Annotated in this window: 14 protein-coding genes; 10 read left to right on the top strand and 4 right to left on the bottom strand. The window is 66.8% G+C overall.

The window, feature by feature from the left end:
• The first annotated feature begins 98 nt into the window (after positions 1-98).
• Complete coding sequence (locus K7W41_RS06100; RefSeq protein ID WP_221090659.1) at positions 99-704, top strand: helix-turn-helix domain-containing protein; 606 nt, start codon at positions 99-101, stop codon at positions 702-704.
• A gap of 181 nt (positions 705-885) precedes the next feature.
• Here the strand turns inward: K7W41_RS06100 and K7W41_RS06095 are convergent, their stop codons facing one another.
• Both K7W41_RS06095 and K7W41_RS06090 read right to left on the bottom strand, forming a co-directional pair.
• Positions 886-1,611, bottom strand: a complete 726-nt coding sequence (locus K7W41_RS06095; RefSeq protein WP_224605760.1) for a hypothetical protein — start codon at positions 1,609-1,611, stop codon at positions 886-888.
• A gap of 13 nt (positions 1,612-1,624) precedes the next feature.
• Positions 1,625-2,167 carry a M66 family metalloprotease gene (locus K7W41_RS06090; RefSeq protein WP_224605758.1) on the bottom strand — a complete coding sequence of 181 codons (543 nt, stop codon included), beginning with the start codon at positions 2,165-2,167 and terminating at the stop codon, positions 1,625-1,627.
• Between the two features lie 307 nt (positions 2,168-2,474).
• On the opposite strand from K7W41_RS06090, the gene K7W41_RS06085 reads away from it, so the two are divergent.
• The gene (locus tag K7W41_RS06085; RefSeq protein WP_224605756.1) at positions 2,475-3,836 is read left to right on the top strand and encodes an FAD-dependent oxidoreductase; all 1,362 of its coding nucleotides are present in this window, start codon (positions 2,475-2,477) and stop codon (positions 3,834-3,836) included.
• Positions 3,837-3,914: 78 nt separating this feature from the next.
• Positions 3,915-4,895, top strand: a complete 981-nt coding sequence (locus K7W41_RS06080; protein ID WP_224605754.1) for an NAD(P)/FAD-dependent oxidoreductase — start codon at positions 3,915-3,917, stop codon at positions 4,893-4,895.
• A gap of 145 nt (positions 4,896-5,040) precedes the next feature.
• Here the strand turns inward: K7W41_RS06080 and K7W41_RS06075 are convergent, their stop codons facing one another.
• Both K7W41_RS06075 and K7W41_RS06070 read right to left on the bottom strand, forming a co-directional pair.
• Positions 5,041-5,853 (bottom strand): AAC(3) family N-acetyltransferase, encoded by an 813-nt coding sequence (locus tag K7W41_RS06075; protein WP_224605751.1) that lies wholly within the window; start codon positions 5,851-5,853, stop codon positions 5,041-5,043.
• 188 nt (positions 5,854-6,041) lie between these two features.
• Positions 6,042-8,198 carry a glutamine synthetase III family protein gene (locus tag K7W41_RS06070; RefSeq protein WP_224605748.1) on the bottom strand — a complete coding sequence of 719 codons (2,157 nt, stop codon included), beginning with the start codon at positions 8,196-8,198 and terminating at the stop codon, positions 6,042-6,044.
• A gap of 326 nt (positions 8,199-8,524) precedes the next feature.
• Between K7W41_RS06070 and glnA the strand changes: the two genes are divergently transcribed.
• The 7 genes from glnA (at position 8,525) to K7W41_RS06035 (ending at position 17,347) form a co-directional block, all read left to right on the top strand.
• Positions 8,525-9,880, top strand: a complete 1,356-nt coding sequence (glnA, locus tag K7W41_RS06065) for a type I glutamate--ammonia ligase (RefSeq protein ID WP_224605745.1) — start codon at positions 8,525-8,527, stop codon at positions 9,878-9,880.
• A 709-nt stretch (positions 9,881-10,589) separates the two neighbouring features.
• On the top strand, positions 10,590-11,747 hold the full coding sequence (locus tag K7W41_RS06060; protein WP_224605742.1) for a branched-chain amino acid ABC transporter substrate-binding protein: 1,158 nt from the start codon (positions 10,590-10,592) through the stop codon (positions 11,745-11,747).
• Between the two features lie 356 nt (positions 11,748-12,103).
• On the top strand, positions 12,104-13,117 hold the full coding sequence (locus tag K7W41_RS06055) for a branched-chain amino acid ABC transporter permease (protein WP_224605740.1): 1,014 nt from the start codon (positions 12,104-12,106) through the stop codon (positions 13,115-13,117).
• Entirely contained in the window at positions 13,114-14,742 is a 1,629-nt protein-coding gene (locus K7W41_RS06050) for a branched-chain amino acid ABC transporter permease (protein ID WP_224605737.1), read from the top strand. Before K7W41_RS06055 ends, K7W41_RS06050 begins: the two co-directional genes overlap by 4 nt.
• Before the next feature lie 17 nt (positions 14,743-14,759).
• A complete protein-coding gene (locus K7W41_RS06045; RefSeq protein WP_224605735.1) occupies positions 14,760-15,569 on the top strand; it encodes an ABC transporter ATP-binding protein in 810 nt (269 codons plus the stop codon).
• Positions 15,562-16,284 (top strand): ABC transporter ATP-binding protein, encoded by a 723-nt coding sequence (locus tag K7W41_RS06040; protein WP_224605733.1) that lies wholly within the window; start codon positions 15,562-15,564, stop codon positions 16,282-16,284. The genes K7W41_RS06045 and K7W41_RS06040 overlap by 8 nt, the downstream gene beginning before the upstream one ends.
• A 94-nt stretch (positions 16,285-16,378) precedes the next feature.
• Positions 16,379-17,347: a lipocalin family protein gene (locus tag K7W41_RS06035; protein WP_224605732.1), complete on the top strand. Its 969-nt coding sequence runs from the start codon at positions 16,379-16,381 to the stop codon at positions 17,345-17,347.
• Positions 17,348-17,597 lie beyond the last annotated feature (250 nt).

The raw sequence follows: 17,597 nt of genomic DNA, 5'->3' as shown, positions 1-17,597 counted from the left end.
AACTGTTTACAAAAAAGTGATTTTGGGTTACACTGTGAGCACGTCGGGAATGGTCCCGGCCCACAGTTCCCACCACTTCCGCCTCAGGAGGCGACACAATGACTACTGCGAATACCCGCACCTTCGTTGACACCGTGACCTACCGCCCCGGCGCCGTCATCCTCTACCCCGGCAAGAGCGACATGCTCTACCGCGTCTCGACTGGTCTGGTGCGCGTGCACACCATGGACGACGACGGCAACGGCCTGACGCTGCGCTATGTCAAGCCCGGCGAATACTTCGGTGAAGAAGCCCTGGCCGGCGTGAACCGCGCCTACTTTGCCGAAGCCGTGACCGACAGCGCCATTGACGTGATCAACCCCGCCCTGATGAGCGCCGAAGACAACCTCGTGGTGACCACCCACCTCGTGCGCACCCTGGAGCGCGCCTACGAGAGCATCTACCGTCTGGTGGGCAAGCGCCTGCGCGCCCGCATCGCCGGCGAGTTGCTGGAGCTGAAAGACACCGCGCTGGCCACCCAGCTCGACAGCGGCGAGACCATGATCTACGCCACCCACGACGAACTGGCCGCTGCGGTCGGCAGCGTGCGCGAGACCGTGACCAAGGTTGTGGGCGAGCTGAGCCGCGAAGGCGTGATCAGCGCCGGCTACGGCAAGATCACCCTGAAGAACGAATCTGCCCTGCAGCAGATCGCCGCTGCCTGAGCCAATCAACCTTCCCGCCCCCCGTGCAGATGCCGGGGGGCTTTGTTGTGCTGTCCCAGCGGTGTTGCGTTCAGGAACGCACCCCCTCAACGCCACGCCCACCGCTGTCTGTTTCGGTCACTGGCTGCGCTCACCCCACATGACCTCAAGGGTTCACCTTCAGGTTATGTGGTTCCCGCCCTCAGGGAGGCGTGGGCTGGGTGGGGGTCAGCGGGAAGTTCGGCAGCGGGCGGATATCCACATTGGGGAAGCGGGTTCTGGACATGGCCTTGAGGCGCTCGGCCAGCTGCGGCAGGCTGAGGCTGGCGATGTCCTTGGCCGCGCCGCGCGTGGTGACCGGCACGAGGCGGCTGCCCTGCAGTTCATAGCGGCCTTCGGGGGCAATGACGCGCATGGTCCTGCTGCCGTCCAGGGTGGGGCCTGGGCGCAGGAAGAGCACGTACTGCTGCCCTTCCTTGTATTCCGGGTCATCGTCCAGCAGGGTGGTGCGCGAGGTGGTCTGGGTGGGCGCGGCCTGATCCAGAGGCTTCTGGTCCCTGGCTTTTTCAGGTGGGGTCTGGTCGGTCAGCTGCCCGGTGCTGGTGCCGGTGTGAAAGAGGATGAGCTGCGCCGGGGCCGTGCCGTACAGGGCCTGCACGTCCAGCAGCACCCGTTCGGCGGGCACGCGGTCCACGCCGCCGGGCTCGCCCTCGGCCTTCACGGTCAGGTCACTGGCGCGCTTGACGCCCACCACGCGCGCCACCACCACGACCTGCGAGAGCTTGACCGCCTCGTCCAGTGAACGGGCGAAATTGACCCAGCTGGCGTGCATGCCGGGCGGCGTCTGCAGGCCCCGGGGCCGCACGGGCACCAGCCACTGCGTCACCAGCAGGCCACCCAGAAGCGCCAGAACGATAGGAAGTTTCATGGCAGGCCCCCTTTCAGTACCGGCTGTTGATATCCGACCAGTTGTGCGGGCCGGTGAGGTTGACGTTGTTGAAGTAGCCCTTGCCCATGCAGTCGCCGGTGTTGCTGTGGTCCAGTCCAAACAGGTGGCCGACCTCCTGGCAGTAGACCCCGCGCTTGTCGCTGCCCGCACCCGTGCCGGTGGTGCCGCCGTAGAAGGAGTTGAAGCGGGCGTGGCCGTGGGTGATCCGGCAGGCCACGATGGTGGGGCAGTGCCAGGGCCAGTCCAGGCCCCAGCCCTCGATGCTGGCCAGCCCCCACCAGCCGGTGTCGCCAAAATTGCCGCCGAATACGCTCAGGTCGGTGTGGCTGCTGCGCCGGGGCAGGCTCAGGTCCGTGCGACTGTCCCACTCGGCGCGCACCGCCTCGGCCTCGGCCTCGTCATTCCAGATGCCCACGCCCAGGGTGCTCTGGTCCCAGTGCCAGAACCACCAGTTATGGGCCCACGCCTGCTGCACATTCAGCACGATCAGGGCGCCCAGGAGCACCTGGGCTGCCCGCACGCGGCGGCTACGCATGTTGTTCCCCCCTTTTTTCCTGCCCCGCACCCCCTCCCAGGGCTGCGCCAGACACACAGGGCCAAGGCGACGGGCCGATTTTCATGGGGACGCAGGTGAAGACGCCGGGCCCCGAACGTTCTTCATCTTGCACACTTTTTCTCACCGGGGAAGAGAGTGTGCTGAAGAGTTCTTAAGGAACCTGTGCCCATAGCCAGGGTGGGCCCCGGCCACCGCCCCCCTCTGCCTAGAGCACTGCCTCCCCCAAACCGTCATCGCTGGACAGTTGGCATTCCCAGCGCGCCCCGGGTGTGCGTACACTCAGCCGGTGAACGTGACCTACACCGAAGCCCGTCCTCTGCGCGTGGCCGTGATTGGCAGCGGCCCCAGCGGCGTTTTTGCTGCCGAAGCGCTGCTGAAACAGACCGCCGTGCCCGTGCAGGTGGATGTCTATGACCGCCTGCCCACGCCGTATGGCCTGGTGCGCTACGGGGTGGCGCCGGACCACCTGACCATCAAGAGCGTGACCCGGGGCTTTGAAAAGACGCTGGCCGACCCGCGCGTGCGCTTTTTTGGCAACGTGGAATTCGGCACGGATCTGACCTACGAGGACGCCCGCGCCCACTACGACGCCCTGCTGTACGCGGTGGGGGCGAGCAGTGACCGCCGCCTGGGCATTCCCGGCGAGGATCTGGCCGGCAGCATGAGCGCCACCGAGTTCGTGGCGTGGTACAACGGCCACCCCGACGCAGCGGCGCGCGAGATGGTCCTGCACGCGGGCGGCGTGGCCGTGGTGGGGGTGGGCAACGTGGCGCTGGACGTGAGCCGCATTCTGGCGAAAACCACCCAGGAGCTGCACGAAAGCGACATCGCCGCCCACGCGCTGGACGCCCTGGAACACAGCCACGTACGCGACATCTGGATTCTGGGGCGCCGGGGGCCCGCGCAGGCGGCCTTTACCACCAAGGAACTGCGCGAATTTGGCGAGCTCAGCGACGCCGAGCCGGTGGTGAACCCGGCCGAGATTGCCTTGACCGAGGCCGAGGAAGCCGCCATTACCGACAACACCAAAAAGAAGAACGTGGAAGTGCTGCGCGACTTTGCGGCGCGCGAACCTGAAGGCAAGCCCCGGCGCGTACACCTGCGCTTTCTGGTGTCGCCCGTGGAAATTCTGGACGACGGCCAGGGGCGCGTGGGCGGCCTGAAGGTGGAACGCAACCGCCTGGATGAGGGCGGCAACGCGGTGGGCACCGGCGAATACGAGGTGCTGCCCGTGCAGATGGTGCTGCGCAGCGTGGGCTACCGGGGCGTGGCCCTGAGTGGGGTTCCCTTTGACGAAAAACGCGGCGTGATTCCCAACACAGAGGGCCGCGTGGACGGCCGCCCTGGCGAGTACACCGCCGGCTGGATCAAGCGCGGGCCCAGCGGCGTGGTGGGCACCAACCGCAAGGACGCCACCGACACCGTGGCGGGCCTGCTGGCCGACGCCCAGGCCGGCGCGCTGCCCCCAGCGGCCCAGCCGGACCGGGACGCTGTGGAGGCCCTGCTGCGCGGCAAGGGCGTGCCTGTATATTCCTTTGAAGACTGGCAGGCGCTGGACGCCCACGAGCTGGCGGCCGGCAAGGCCCTGGGCCGCCCCCGCGCCAAGGTGGTGCACCGCGAGCGGATGCTGGGCATTCGCAAGGGCTGAGCCCACCCGCCCCTTCCCGTCCCTGGCCCAGTGCGCCGGGGACGTTTTCTGTGCCGCCTCTCTGGCATACTCGCGCCCATGACGGACCTGCAGGCAGAGGTGGTGGTGATCGGGGCTGGCCCGGCCGGGCTGCACGCGGCGTTCTACGCGGCGTGGCGCGGGCTGCAGGTGCGGCTGCTGGACGCCCGGGGCGAACCCGGCGGTCAGCTGAGCGCCCTGTACCCCGACAAGCGCGTGTACGACGTGCCGGGCTTGCCGGCCACCCCCGCCGCCGAGGTGGTGGCCGGGCTGGTGCGGCAACTGGACGGGCTGCCCGTGACGTGGCACCTGCACACGCTGGCCCACGGGCTCAGCCGCGTGGACGGGGGCTGGCGGGTGCAGGCCCAGACTCCGGCTGGCCCCGGCACCTTCACGGCCAAGGCGGTGATTCTGGCCCCCGGCATGGGCGCGCTGCTGCCCCGCGAGGCCCGCGTGCCCGGCGAGCACCCCGACGTGCGCACCGACCTGCCCGAGCCGGCTACCCTGCGGGGCCGCCGCGTGCTGGTGGTGGGCGGCGTGCCGCAGGCCACCCGCGCCGCACTGGAGCTGAGCGAGGCCGGCGCCCTGGTGACCCTGACCCACCGCCGCGCCGGATTCCGGGGCCGACCCGCCGAACTGGAGGCCCTAGGGGCCGCGCAGGCCGGGGGCCGCGTGCAGATTCTGGCCCCTGCCACCCTGAACGCCCTGAGTCCCGGGGCCGCGCACCTGACGGTGAATGGCGAGAGCCAGACCGTCCCCGCCGACACGGTGCTGGTTCTGAATGGCTACCTGCCTGACCTCTCCCCCACCCTGGGCTGGCCGCTGGACTGGCAGGGCGAGTATGTCCCCGATGGACCGGGCGGGACTACCGCGCTGGCGGGCGTGTTCGTGGCCGGGGACGCGGCGCAGTCTGGCGGCGACTTCAAACTGATTTCCGTGGGGCTGGCGCAGGCGGCGGTGGCGGCCAACCACGCGGCCCACCATGTTCGCCCCGAACTGAAGGTGCGCCCCGGCCACAGCAGCGAAAAACGGCTGGGGTAAAGGGGCGCACAGCCGGGAACAGCTTCACTGCAAGATCAACTTGTGGCCCCTCCAGGCCACCCGCGCCACTGCCTTTCCCGGCGTCTTACTTCGTTTTCTCCGGCGCCGTTGAGCGGCTGCCCCTCAAGCGCTCCGCATGCCTCGCTCAGCTGACCAAACCGACGTGGCGGCGCGGAGTCAGACCCTGCTCGCGCACCAGGGCGCGCACCTCCTGGCAGCGGCAGGAGCGGTAGGTGCACAGCAGGGCTTCCGGGTCCTGCTGCAGCAGGCGCACGGTGGCGTCCACCAGTCGCCGCACCCGGTACAGCCGCAGCGTGGCGCTGCCCACCTGCACGCTGCGCAGGCCCAGGTGCACCTGCGGGGCAAGGTTGTCGAAATCGGCCGAGCAGTTGGGGAAGGCGGTGGGCACCACCTGTCCGCCCAGCGGCACATACCGGGTCAGCAGCGGCATCCCGGCCAGATGCTCGCCGTAATGCACGCTGGTGTTGCTGCCAAAATCCACGCCCATCAGCAGGGCGTAGCCGTCCAGGTCGTACAGGGCGCCGATGGGCTGGTAGGGGCTTTGCAGGGTCTGCGCCTGGGTGATTCGCCCGGCTTCCTGGCCCAGCGCGATAAAGCTGAGGGTGGGGTGGAAGGAGCGCTGGGCTTCGGGACGGTCCACCAGTTCCTGCGGCACCCGCCCAATGTCCCGGCTAACCCGCGAGGTCCGGTGAAAGCGCGCGTGCGTGACCGAGGTGGGCCGCGTGAGCAGCGTGCTGTAGGTAAAGGCCGGGGCCACCACTGTGGCGGTGCGGGCGGCCAGGGCGTCCACCACCGCCTTGGCCCCGCCGTCCAGCGTGCCAAACGATTTCAGGCTGGCATGCACGATCACATGCTGCGAGCCGTCCAGCCCCAGCGCCGCCAGTCCCTCGTCCAGTTCGGCAGGGGTCACAGCAGGTCGGCGCAGCAGGTTCAGCACGGATTCAGTGTACTGCGGCTCGGGAGCGGGGAGCGGGGAGCGGGCAAGGATCTAATGCCGCCGCCATCCCCTATCAAGCCCCCTCCCCCGCTCTGCCCTTCCCGCGCACTGCCTCCCGCTCCCCGCCTCCTTATCCCCCTAAAAAACGAGCCCGGGAACAGAAGTTCCCGGGCCCGCTGCCGCCGCCCTTACTTCACAAACAGCATCTGGCGGTAGGTGGGCAGGGGCCAGTGGGTCCCGGCCACCAGTTTTTCCAGGCGGTCGGCGGCCGTGCGCACGTCCTGCATGGCGGGCAGCACATGGTCGCGCATGTGGTGGGCCTTTTCGTGCACCTCGTCGCCGCCCAGGGCCGCGTTGTGCGCGCTGAGGGTCTGGGTGGCGTCGTACAGGGCGTCGGCGGCGGCTTCCACTTCAGTGGCGATGGCCTTCACGGCGCGGCCCTGTCCAGCGGCGTGCAGGTCGCCCAGGTACTTCACGGCGGCAGGCAGAATCATGGTGCGGGCCATGTACTCGGTGGTCTCGCCCTCAATGTTCACCGTCTTGAAGTAGATGTCGTACATGATTTCCTGGCGCGCGGCGAGTTCGCGGTCGCTCAGGACACCAAACTTGCTGAACAGCGCCGCGTTCTTCTCGTCGGTCAGGTGCTCGACCGCGTCCAGGGTGGTGCGCAGGTTCAGCAGGCCGCGCGCGTGCTCGGCTTCCTTGTGCCACTCCTCGCTGTAGCCGTCGCCGTTGAACACAATGCGCTTGTGCTTGGCATAGGTGGCTTTCACGATGTCTGCCACGGCCGCGTTCAGGTCCTCGCCCGCGCCCAGTTTGCCTTCCAGTTCGGCGGCCAGCTGGCTCACGGCGTCGGCCACGATGGTGTTCAGCACCGTGATAGGGAAGGAAATGCTCTGGCTGCTGCCCGCCGCGCGGAACTCGAACTTGTTGCCGGTAAAGGCAAAGGGGCTGGTGCGGTTGCGGTCCCCGGCGTGGCGGGGCAGCGGGGGCAGCACGTTCGTCCCCAGGCCCAGCAGCCCGGCTTCGCTGCCGCGCCCACCCTGGCCGGATTCCAGACGGTCGAAGATCTCGGTCAGTTCGCTGCCCAGGAAGATGGACAGAATGGCGGGCGGCGCCTCGTTGGCCCCCAGACGGTGGTCGTTGCTGGCGCTGGCCACGCTGATGCGCAGCAGGTCCTGGTGGTCGTCTACGGCCTTGATAACGGCGCTGGTGAAGAACAGGAACTGCAGGTTCTCGTGCGGGGTGTCGCCGGGCTCCAGCAGGTTCTCGCCCTTGTTGGTCGCCATGCTCCAGTTGCAGTGCTTGCCCGAACCGTTCACGCCGGCAAAGGGCTTCTCGTGCAGCAGGGCCACGAGGCCGTACTTGCGCGCGGTGTTGCGCAGCACCTGCATGGTGAGCTGCTGGTGGTCAGCGGCAATGTTACTGTCCTCGAAAATCGGGGCAATTTCAAACTGCCCGGGGGCCACCTCGTTGTGGCGGGTCTTGACCGGAATGCCCAGGGCGTACAGCTGCTGCTCGGCATCGGTCATGAAGCTCAGCACGCGGTCGGGAATGGCGCCGAAGTAGTGGTCTTCCAGCTCCTGGCCGCGCGGGGGCTGCGCGCCGAACAGGGTGCGCCCGGTCATCACGAGGTCGGGGCGGCGGTAGAAGTATTCCTCGGCAATCAGGAAGTATTCCTGCTCGGCGCCCAGGGTGCTGCTCACGCGGGTGCCCTCGCTGGCCCCGAAGAGTTTCAGGGCGGGGGTCACGGCCTTGTTCAGCGCTTCCACCGAGCGCAGCAGCGGCGTCTTGTTGTCCAGCGCCTCGCCGGTCCAGGATGCAAAGGCCGTGGGAATGCACAGGGTCGCGCCGTTGGCGTGGCGCATGATGAAAGCGGGTGACGAGGCGTCCCAGGCGGTGTAGCCACGCGCTTCAAAGGTGGCGCGCAGGCCGCCCGAGGGGAAAGACGACGCGTCGGGCTCGGCCTGAATCAGTTCCTTGCCGCTGAAGGCCGCAATGGCCGCGCCGTCGCCGTCCGGCGACACAAAGGAATCGTGCTTCTCGGCGGTGGACCCGGTCAGGGGGTGGAACCAGTGGGTGTAGTGGGTGGCGCCCTTTTCCATCGCCCAGGTCTTCATGGCCAGGGCCACGGTGTCGGCAATGCTGGGGTCCAGGGTGGCGCCGCGCTCCAGGGTGGCCTGCAGGCTCTTGAACGTCGGCTTGCTCAGGCGGGTCTTCAGTCCCTCCAGTGTCAGCACGTCGCTGGCGTACACCCCAGACACGATGTCGTGGGGGGTGGCGCTGGTCGAGGCGTCGGTTCGCCAGTTGCGGGCCGCCGAGATCACATCGAAATCATGGTTCATGTCGCTCCCTGTGCGCGGGCGGGGGGCGCGGAGCGGGCGTGCCGGACGCATCCCGTGAAAGTGCACGCCGCTGTGCCTGTGTCCCCCTGCCGGGCTTCCTTCTGCGCGAGTATAGGAGGCGGCCCTGGGCAGGGTCAACGCAAACTTCTGAACAAGATGCGGGAACGGGGCGGGGTCGTCCGGGTTCTCGGGCCACACTGTGCAATTTGTTGGGTCAGACCCGGCGAAGTGTCCCTCTTTGACCCGACGCTTGGAAAACAGTTGGCCCTGCTCTGTCCAGGCCGTAGCATGTCGGCATTTCCCGCGCCCTCCGGAGGACCGCTGTCATGACGCCCCGCCCCGCCACCCCCACCCGCGAGCAGATCCTGACCGAGCTTCAGGACGCCGAAGTTAAATTTCTGCGCCTGCAATTCACTGACATTCTGGGCACCACCAAGAACGTGGAGGTCCCCAAATCCCAGTTTCAAAAAGCCCTGAGCGGCGACGTGACTTTTGACGGCAGCGCCGTGGAAGGCTTTACCCGCGTCGAAGAGTCCGACATGCTGCTGCGGCCCGACCTGGGCACCTTTCTGATCTACCCGCAGTTTTCCCGTGAGGAAGGCGAGCGCGGCAAGGTGGCCCGACTGATCTGCGACGTGACCCTGCCCGACGGCACCCCCTTTGAGGGCGACCCCCGGCAGGTGCTGCAGCGCCAGATGGCCCGCGCGGCGGCGATGGGCTTCGAGATGTTCGTGGGCACCGAACCCGAGTTCTTTCTGTTCGAGCGCACCCCCGATGGCCGGGGCAGCACCGTCACCCACGACAAGGCCGGCTACTTTGATCTGGCGCCCATTGACAAGGGCGAGCGCATTCGCCGCGAGATCACCAACAAGCTCGTCGAGATGGGCTTTGAAATCGAAGCTGCCCACCACGAGGTCGCGCCCGGCCAGCACGAGATTGACTTCCGCTACGCCCCGGCGCTGGAGACCGCCGACCGCATTGCCACCTTCAAGTTTGTGGTCAAGCGGGTGGCGCTGGAATACGGCCTGCTGGCCAGCTTTCTGCCCAAGCCGATGCCGGGCGTGAACGGCTCGGGGATGCACTGCCACCTCAGCCTCTTCAAAGGCGGCGCCAACGCCTTTGCCGACCCGGACGGCGAATACGGCCTGTCGCGCACCGCGCTGCAGTTCATCGCCGGACTGCTGGACCATGCAGGCGGCATGGTGGCAATCACCAACCCGCTGGTCAACAGCTACAAGCGGCTGGTGCCGGGCTTTGAAGCGCCCGTCAACGTGGCCTGGAGCACCAGCAACCGCTCGGCGCTGATTCGCATTCCGGCCAAGCGCGGCCATTCCACCCGCGCGGAGATGCGCATGCCGGACCCCAGCTGCAACCCCTATCTGGCGCTGGCCGTGATGCTGGCCGCCGGCCTGGACGGCATTGAGCAGGAGATGGAGCCGCCCCCCGCCATTCAGCGCAACATCTTCAAGATGACCGTGCGCGAAAAACGCCACCACCGCGTGCGCGAACTGCCCACCGATCTGCGCGAAGCCGTGGACGAATTGCAAAAAGACGAGGTGATGGCCCGCGCGCTGGGCGACCATGTACTAGACCATTTCGTGGCCGCCAAGCGGGCCGAGTGGCGCGAGTACAGCGCGGCCGTCCACGCCTGGGAACTGGAGCGGTACCTGGACCTGATCTGACAGCGGAGCCCCAGAGCCCCGAGCACGAAGCCCCTCAAGGGCTCTGGGGCAAACAGAGGAAGTCCCTGCCACAGACACGGCGGAAGTGGGCCACCTGTCTGGTGCTTAAGGAACTGACCGCCGCTGTGAAGACAGAAAAAGGGCTCAGTGTCCTGTGGGTGGGGCCTTGGGCAATGGCCCCCGCCGCACCCCTGTCCTGACCCCGACTTGCATACAGCCGGCCCACACCAGAGCCCGCAAGCGCAGGTCTTGCCCCACCCAGACCGCCTCCTCCTAGATCGGCCACCTGCCCGCCGGGCGCCACCAGAATCTTCTGCGCGGCTGTGGATGCGAAGCCGCCAAACGTCGCCCAACCACCAGGATTGACGATTCTTTGCCCTGCTCGTTTAGACAACCGGCGCATTGGGCTCTGTTTTGGCCCTTGCAGGGACGGCGCAATGTGGCCCTAACCCAACACAGACTTGCGCACAGAACCGCCCAGGCGTCGCTAACTTTGAGGCGATGTGCAAGTTCACGCACAATTATTGCCGCACCAAGTTCAAAATTCGCAACAGATGATGCGCAGCACTGCCAATATGACGGAAACATTTCAAGCTGGCTCATGAATGGCGCATTGACAGACCCTAAAGCCGCTTCTAAAATTGCCGCATCTCTACACCGCACCCGGGCAACTTTTCAGGCCCGACGTGCATTCATACTCGGAGGATTCATGAAGAAGACCGCGTTTTCGCTGACCGTCCTGGCCGCCCTGGCGCTGGGCACTGCCTCCGCCCAGACCACCATCAAGATCGCCAGCCTCAGCCCCCTGTCCGGCGGCCAGAGCGACCTCGGCTCCCAGATTCGCAACGGCGCCCAGCTCGCCGTCAACGAGTACAAGGCCCAGTTCAAGAAGCTCGGCTTCGACCTCGTCCTCGTCCCCTACGACGACCAGGCCGACCCCGCCACCGGCACCTCCGCCGCCAACAAGATTGCCGCCGACCGCCAGATTCTGGCCGTGGTGGGCACCCTGAACAGCGGCGTGGCCATCCCCGCCAGCGCCGTGCTCGTCAAGAGCCGCGTGGCGATGGTCTCCCCGGCCAACACCGCCAACCAGGTCACCGACCGTGGCCTGAGCAACATGAACCGCATCGTCGCCCGCGACGACGCCCAGGGCCCGGCCGGCGCCAACTTCATCGCCACCAACCTCAAGGCCAAGAAGGTTTACGTCCTCAACGACAAGACCGCCTACGGCGAAGGTCTGGCCAAGGAAGTGGAAAAGGCGCTGAAGGCCAAGGGCGTCAGCGTGGTGGCGAACGAAGGAACGGAAGAGAAGAGCGACTTCTCGACCATTATTTCCAAGATCCGTCTGCAGCGGCCCGACGCGATCTACTTCGGCGGCATCTACAACCAGGTGGGCGTGTTCATCAAGCAGCTGCGTGAAGCCGGCATCGCCACCCCCGTGGTGGGCGGCGACGGCATGGACAGCGGCGAGCTGCCCGTCATCGTCGGCCAGGCCAACGCCAACAACATTTACTTCACCACCGTCGCCGCGCCCATCACCGCGCTGCCCGCGTCCAAGGTGTTCGCTGCCAACTACAAGAAGACCTTCAACGACGACGCCCAGGGCTTCGGGGCGTTCGGGTACGACGCGGCGAAGGTGGTGGTGCAGGGCGTGCTGAACGCGGTGCGCGCGAACGGCAACAAGCTACCCAGCCGCGCGCAGGTGGAAAGCGCCATCCGCAAGGGCAACTACACCGGCCTGCTCTCCGGCAACGTCAGCTTCAACTCGGCCGGTGACCGCAAGGCCGCCACCCTGTACGTCATGAACGTGACGAACGGCCAGTTCAAGCTCAGCACCAGCATTCCCGTTAAGCCCGTCAAGCAGTAAGGCTTCTGCGCCCCAGGTGTCTATGCCTGGGGCCGGGAAGCACGCCACCCCCGTCGCATGCTGGGGCCGGGCCACACGGCCCGGCCCTTTACATGTGTATGGCCAGAGCTGGCTTTTGCTTGCTGATCGGCAAGGCCGGACACCCCGGGGGGGCACATGACGCCCGATTGTTCGCCGGGGTACCATACCCACAGACCACCGGTCAAAAGGAGCGCGCGTTACCGTTCGCTCTGGCAGTGTCTGGCTTTTTCCATCGGCTGCGCGTGTCTCTGGGCCCTGTGCCCCTCTTCCCGCTTCCTGCGGCGCCGCCCGGCCCTGGGCTGCGCCCTCCCCTTGTTTGAAAGGAGTTGAGTTCTTTGGATTTCGCCACTCTGGCGCCGTTTCTGGTGGAGGTGGTTGTGGGCGGGCTCGTCCTGGGCTTTGTCTACGCGATCATCGCGCTGGGTTACACCATGGTGTACGGCGTGCTGCAGCTGATCAACTTTGCGCACAGCGAAGTGTTCGTGACTGGCGCCGTGGTGGGCTTCGAGGTCTTCCGCGTGCTCAAGGACGTGAGCATGAACGGCTACCTGAAGCTGCTCATTGCCCTGCTGAGTGCCATGGTCATCTCCGGCGCCCTGAACGTGCTGATTGAACGCCTCGCCTACCGCCCCCTGCGCAACGCCCCCAAGCTGGTGCCCCTGATCACCGCCATTGGGGTGTCGCTGATCTTGCAAGACACCCTGCGCATCATTGAAGGGTTCCAGGGCCGCTTTGACCTGACCTATACGCTGCCCCAGGGCTTTGCCGGGCCGTTCTGCGGTCCCAACAGCTCCTGCGCCAGCCTGGGCAGCTTCCTGAACACCATCGGCGTGCGGGTGAAAGTCACCGACATCATCGTGATCCTGGTGTCGCTGGTTAGCCTGGGCGCGCTGAACTACCTGGTGAACCGCACCCGCATGGGCAAGGCCATCCGCGCCGTGGCCCAGGACCGCGTGACCGCCGGCCTGATGGGCATTGACGCCGACCGCATGATCAGCGCCACCTTCCTGATTGGCGGGGCGCTGGGCGGCATCAGCGGCGTGCTGTTCGGCATGAAGTTCGGCACCGTGAACGCCTACAGCGGCTTTGATCCCGGGATCATTGCCTTTACGGCCGCCGTGCTGGGCGGCATTGGCTCTATTCCGGGCGCGGTGCTCGGCGGCCTGACCCTGGGCGTGATCCAGAGCCTGATCGGCGCCATGAGCGTGCTGGGCGGCCTGGCTGGGATTGCCAACCTGGAAGCGGTGGACGCTTCGTACCAGCGCATCGGGGCCTTTATCGTGCTGGTGCTGATTCTGATCTTTAAGCCCACCGGCCTGCTCGGCAAGAGCAATGTGGAGAAAGTATGACCGCCGCGAGAAAGCCGCCGCGGGCTTCGCAAGCCGAGCAGTCGGTACTGCTGCTGCTGTTTTTCCTGATCAGCAGCGCCGTCTTGCTGGTGTCGCACAACAGCGACCTGCTCAACCAGATGGGCCACCTCGGCACCATTCTGAAAAATCCCATTGTGGAAGCGGTGATGGTCAGCCTGTTTCTGGCCAACATTCTCTTTGCCTACCTGTGGCGGGCGCATCCGGTGGTCAAGCTGATTGTGGCGCTGGGCAGCCTGCTGTTCGTGCTGCCGCTGGCCGGGCGCGCCGACACCAGCCTGCTGGACCTGAGCATTCAGGTGATGATTTTCGCCGCCCTGGCCCTGGGCCTGAATATCGTGGTGGGTCTGGCCGGCCTGCTGGACCTGGGCTACATTGCCTTTTTCGCGGTGGGCGCCTACACGTGGTCCATCTTCGCCAGCCCGCGCTTTTCTGAAATCCTGAAGTATTTCGGGGAAAACCCGGGGGCCACCAACGCCGGGACCCTGGCACTGGGCCTCGCCCTGACCGTCATCACGGCGGCGAGCATGGTCTACATCAACCGGCAGACCCAGCGCACGGCGGCCACCGCCGCCACCACTTGGAGTTTCCGTCTGGCCAGCTTCGGCCTGGTGGCTGGCCTGATCCTGACCGCCCGCGCTGCCCTGGTGCTGATGTCCGGCCAGGCCGGCGCCCTGGCCGGAGGCATCAACCCCGCGTTCTTCTGGCTGTTCCTGGCGCTGGCCATCTTCACGGCCGCCGTGGTGGGCGTGCTGATCGGCCTGCCGGTGCTGAAACTCAAGGGCGACTATCTGGCCATCATCACGCTGGGCCTGGGCGAAGTGATTCGCGTGCTCGCGCTGAACCTGGACCTGTACTCGGCGGGCTCGCAGGGGATTACCCCGGTGGGCAGCGCCTCGGTGCCGTGGTTCAACGCCCTGGCGGGCCGCCTGGGCTTTGAAGAGTCGCAGTACAACCTGCTGTTCCTGTACTTCCTGGTGCTGCTGGTGATTCTGGGCATCATGCAGGTGAATGTGCGCCTGGACAAGAGCCGCATTGGCCGCGCCTGGATCGCCATTCGTGACGACGAGGTGGCGGCGCAGGCCATGGGCGTGCCGCTGCTGCAGACCAAGCTGATTGCCTTTGCCACCGGCGCCTCCTTCGCCGGGGTCATGGGCATGATCTTTGCCGCCAAGCAGACCTTTATCAGCCCCGAAAGCTTTGTGCTCAACGAGAGCATCATGGTGCTGGCGATGGTGATTCTGGGCGGCATGGGCTCGATTCCCGGCGTGGTGCTGGGGGCCGCTGTGGTGGCGCTGCTGCGCTTCCGCGTGCTGCCGGGCCTGGGGGAAGCCAGCGCCAACGTGGACTGGATTCCCCAGCAGGTGAACCCCAGCCAGCTACAGAAGCTGATCTTCGGCGCGATTCTGGTGGCCATGATGCTGCTGCGCCCCGAGGGCCTGCTGCCCAGCCGGCGGCGCCAGCTGGAACTGCACCACGACGAGAACCAGGAAGACGACAGTGGGCACGGCAACGCCGGCGCCCTGGGCAAGGGCAACCAGGGCGACGTGTACAGCCCCGGTCTGGCGCCTGTTAAGGAAAATGACCGCAGTGGAGGCGCGAAGTGACAGGGCCAGTGAGGAGCGTGTCGGGCAACATTCTGGAAGTCGCGGGCGTCACCAAGGTCTTCGGCGGCCTGACCGCCGTGAACGACGTGACCATGAACGTGCCCGAGCGCAGCATCGTGAGTGTGATCGGGCCCAACGGCGCGGGCAAGACCACCTTCTTTAACATGGTCACCGGGATCTACCAGCCCACGCGCGGCAGCATTCAGCTGGCCGGGCGCGACCTCGTGGGGCTGCGGCCCGACCAGGTGACGGAAGCGGGCATTGCGCGCACCTTTCAGAACATCCGCCTGTTTTCCACCATGACCAGCGAAGAAAACATCATGGTGGGGCGCCACTCGCGCCTGAAAAGCGGCTTTGTGGACGCGGTGCTGCGCACCAAGAAGTTCCACGCCTCCGAGCAGGAGGCCAGAGACGCGGCGCGCGTGATGCTGGACTTCGTGGGGCTGGGCCGCTGGCGCAACGAGCTGGCCACCAACCTGCCCTATGGCGACCAGCGCAAGCTTGAAATTGCCCGCGCGCTGGCCACCACGCCCAAGCTGATCCTGCTGGACGAACCGGCCGCCGGCATGAACCCGCGCGAGACCGAGGACCTCAAGGCCCTGATCCGGCGCATCCGCGACGAACTGGGCGTGACGGTGTGCCTGATTGAACACGACATGCGGCTGGTGATGACCCTGTCCGAGCACATCACGGTGCTGGACTACGGCACCAAGATTGCCGAGGGGCTGCCCCACCAGGTGCGCAACGACCCCCGCGTGATGGAAGCGTATCTGGGCCGGGGCGCCGCTGCCGGCGAATACGGGAAGGAAGAGCGCCCCCATGCCTGAAGCGATGCTGGAACTGAACGACGTTCACACCTACTACGACCACATTCACGCCCTCAAGGGCATTTCCATGACCGTGAACGAGGGCGAGATCGTGGCCCTGATCGGCGGCAACGGGGCGGGCAAAACCACCACGCTGCGCACGGTCAGCGGCATGATGAAGCCCCGGCGCGGCACCCTGAGTTACCGCGGCCAGACCATTGCCGGCATTCCGGCGCACCACATCCTGAACCGGGGCATCAGCCACGTGCCCGAAGGCCGGCGCATCTTCAAGGACCTGACGGTGCGCGAGAACCTGGATGTGGGCGCCTACACGGTGACCGACCGCGCCGTCATTGAGCAGCGCATCCAGGAGGGCTTCGCCTTCTTTCCGCGCCTGAAAGAGCGCGAGAACCAGCTGGGCGGCACCATGTCCGGCGGCGAACAGCAGATGCTGGCGATTGCCCGCGCCCTGATGGTGGCGCCCAAGCTGCTGCTGCTGGACGAACCCAGCATGGGCCTGTCGCCCCTGTTCGTGGAAGCCATCTTCGACATCATTGTGAAGCTGAACAAGGAGCGCGGCACCACCGTGCTGCTGGTGGAGCAGAACGCGAACATGGCCCTGAGCATTGCCCACCGCGCCTACGTGCTGCAGACCGGCGAGATCAAGCTGTCGGGCAACGCCGCCGACATTGCGCAGGACGAAAGCGTGCGCAAGGCGTATCTGGGCGACGACTGATCAGAGCACGCACCCGCTGGGGCCGACCTTCTGCGCGGAAGGTCGGCCCCACTGTTGCTGGCTGGGGAATGGCCGCGGCGCTAGGCTGGCCACCATGAAACGCCTGCTGCCCCTCCTGACCGCCGCGCTGCTGGGCGCCTGTGCGCCGGTGCAGACGACAATTGATCCAGCCGCGCTGCCCCGCGCCACGGACTACGGCCCGCACCACTTCCCGATGGAGTGGTGGTACGTGAGCGCCTTCATACCCGACGAGGGACTGGCCCTGCACTGGGCGCAGTTCCGGGTGCGCGACAGCCGCCTGCCGGTGCCGCTGATGATCTCGCACGTGGCGGTGACCGACCTGCGCAGCGGGACCCTGAGCTTTCTGGAGCAGCCGGCGGGCTCGGGTGACGCGGCCTCTGCGCCCCTGCAACTGACCCAAGGCGCGTGGACCTTCCGGCAGCAGGGGAACAGCCCTGCGGCGCCCTTCGAGCTGAAGGCGGGGCCGCTGAACCTGACCCTGACGCCGCTGAAAGCCCCGGTGATTCATCCGCCCGGCTACAGTGGGGGCCCCGGTGTGGGGGCGCTGTATTACCAGGGCGTAACGCGCCTGGCCCTCAAGGGAACGGTGGGGGGCCGCACGGTGCAGGGGCAGGCGTGGCTGGACCACCAGTGGGGCAACCAGATCCCCGGGCAGACGGCCCTATGGGACTGGTTCAGTGTGCATCTGCAAAGCGGCGACGACCTGATGGTGTACCGTGTGCGCCGCCCGGACGGCGAGGTGGCGCAATTGATCGGCAGCGTGGTGGACCCCGGCGGACAGGTGCGCCCCGTCACGGGCCTGCGCGCCACCCCGGGCGACACCTGGACCAGCCCGGCGGGCCACACCTACACCCTGGGCTGGCGCCTGCAGGCCGACGACTTTGACCTGACCGTGCGCGCCGTGCGCCGCGAGCAGGAGCTGCGCAGCCGCAGCACCCGCATTGACTACTGGGAAGGGCCCATTGAGGTGCAGGGGACATGGGCCGGGCAACCGGCGAAGGGCACCGGCATGATGGAACTCGTGGGTGGCGTTCAACGGTAGGTGGGGAGGCGCCCCAATCGGAGAATGAAGGCGTCACCGCCGCAGAGGCGTTCCCCTGCGGCGGCCTTTTGCAGCGTGAACCGGTGCTGGTCTACAGACCGGCCCGCGCCAAGTCAAGAGCAGATGCGGTGAGCGCGGAAAAGTTCACGCTCTACACTCCGGGCTGAGCCGAAGCGGGCCCGTGCGGGTCCAGCTTCGCCCCCAGCCAACGGCCCCCAGGCCCGCCTGGCGTCCTGACCCTTGCCACCCC

The sequence above is a fragment of the Deinococcus multiflagellatus genome (genome assembly GCF_020166415.1).
In the GTDB taxonomy this organism is placed as follows: domain Bacteria; phylum Deinococcota; class Deinococci; order Deinococcales; family Deinococcaceae; genus Deinococcus; species Deinococcus multiflagellatus.
The sequence above is the reverse complement of the archived record's forward strand: the minus strand, read 5'-3'. Positions and strand labels throughout refer to the sequence as shown.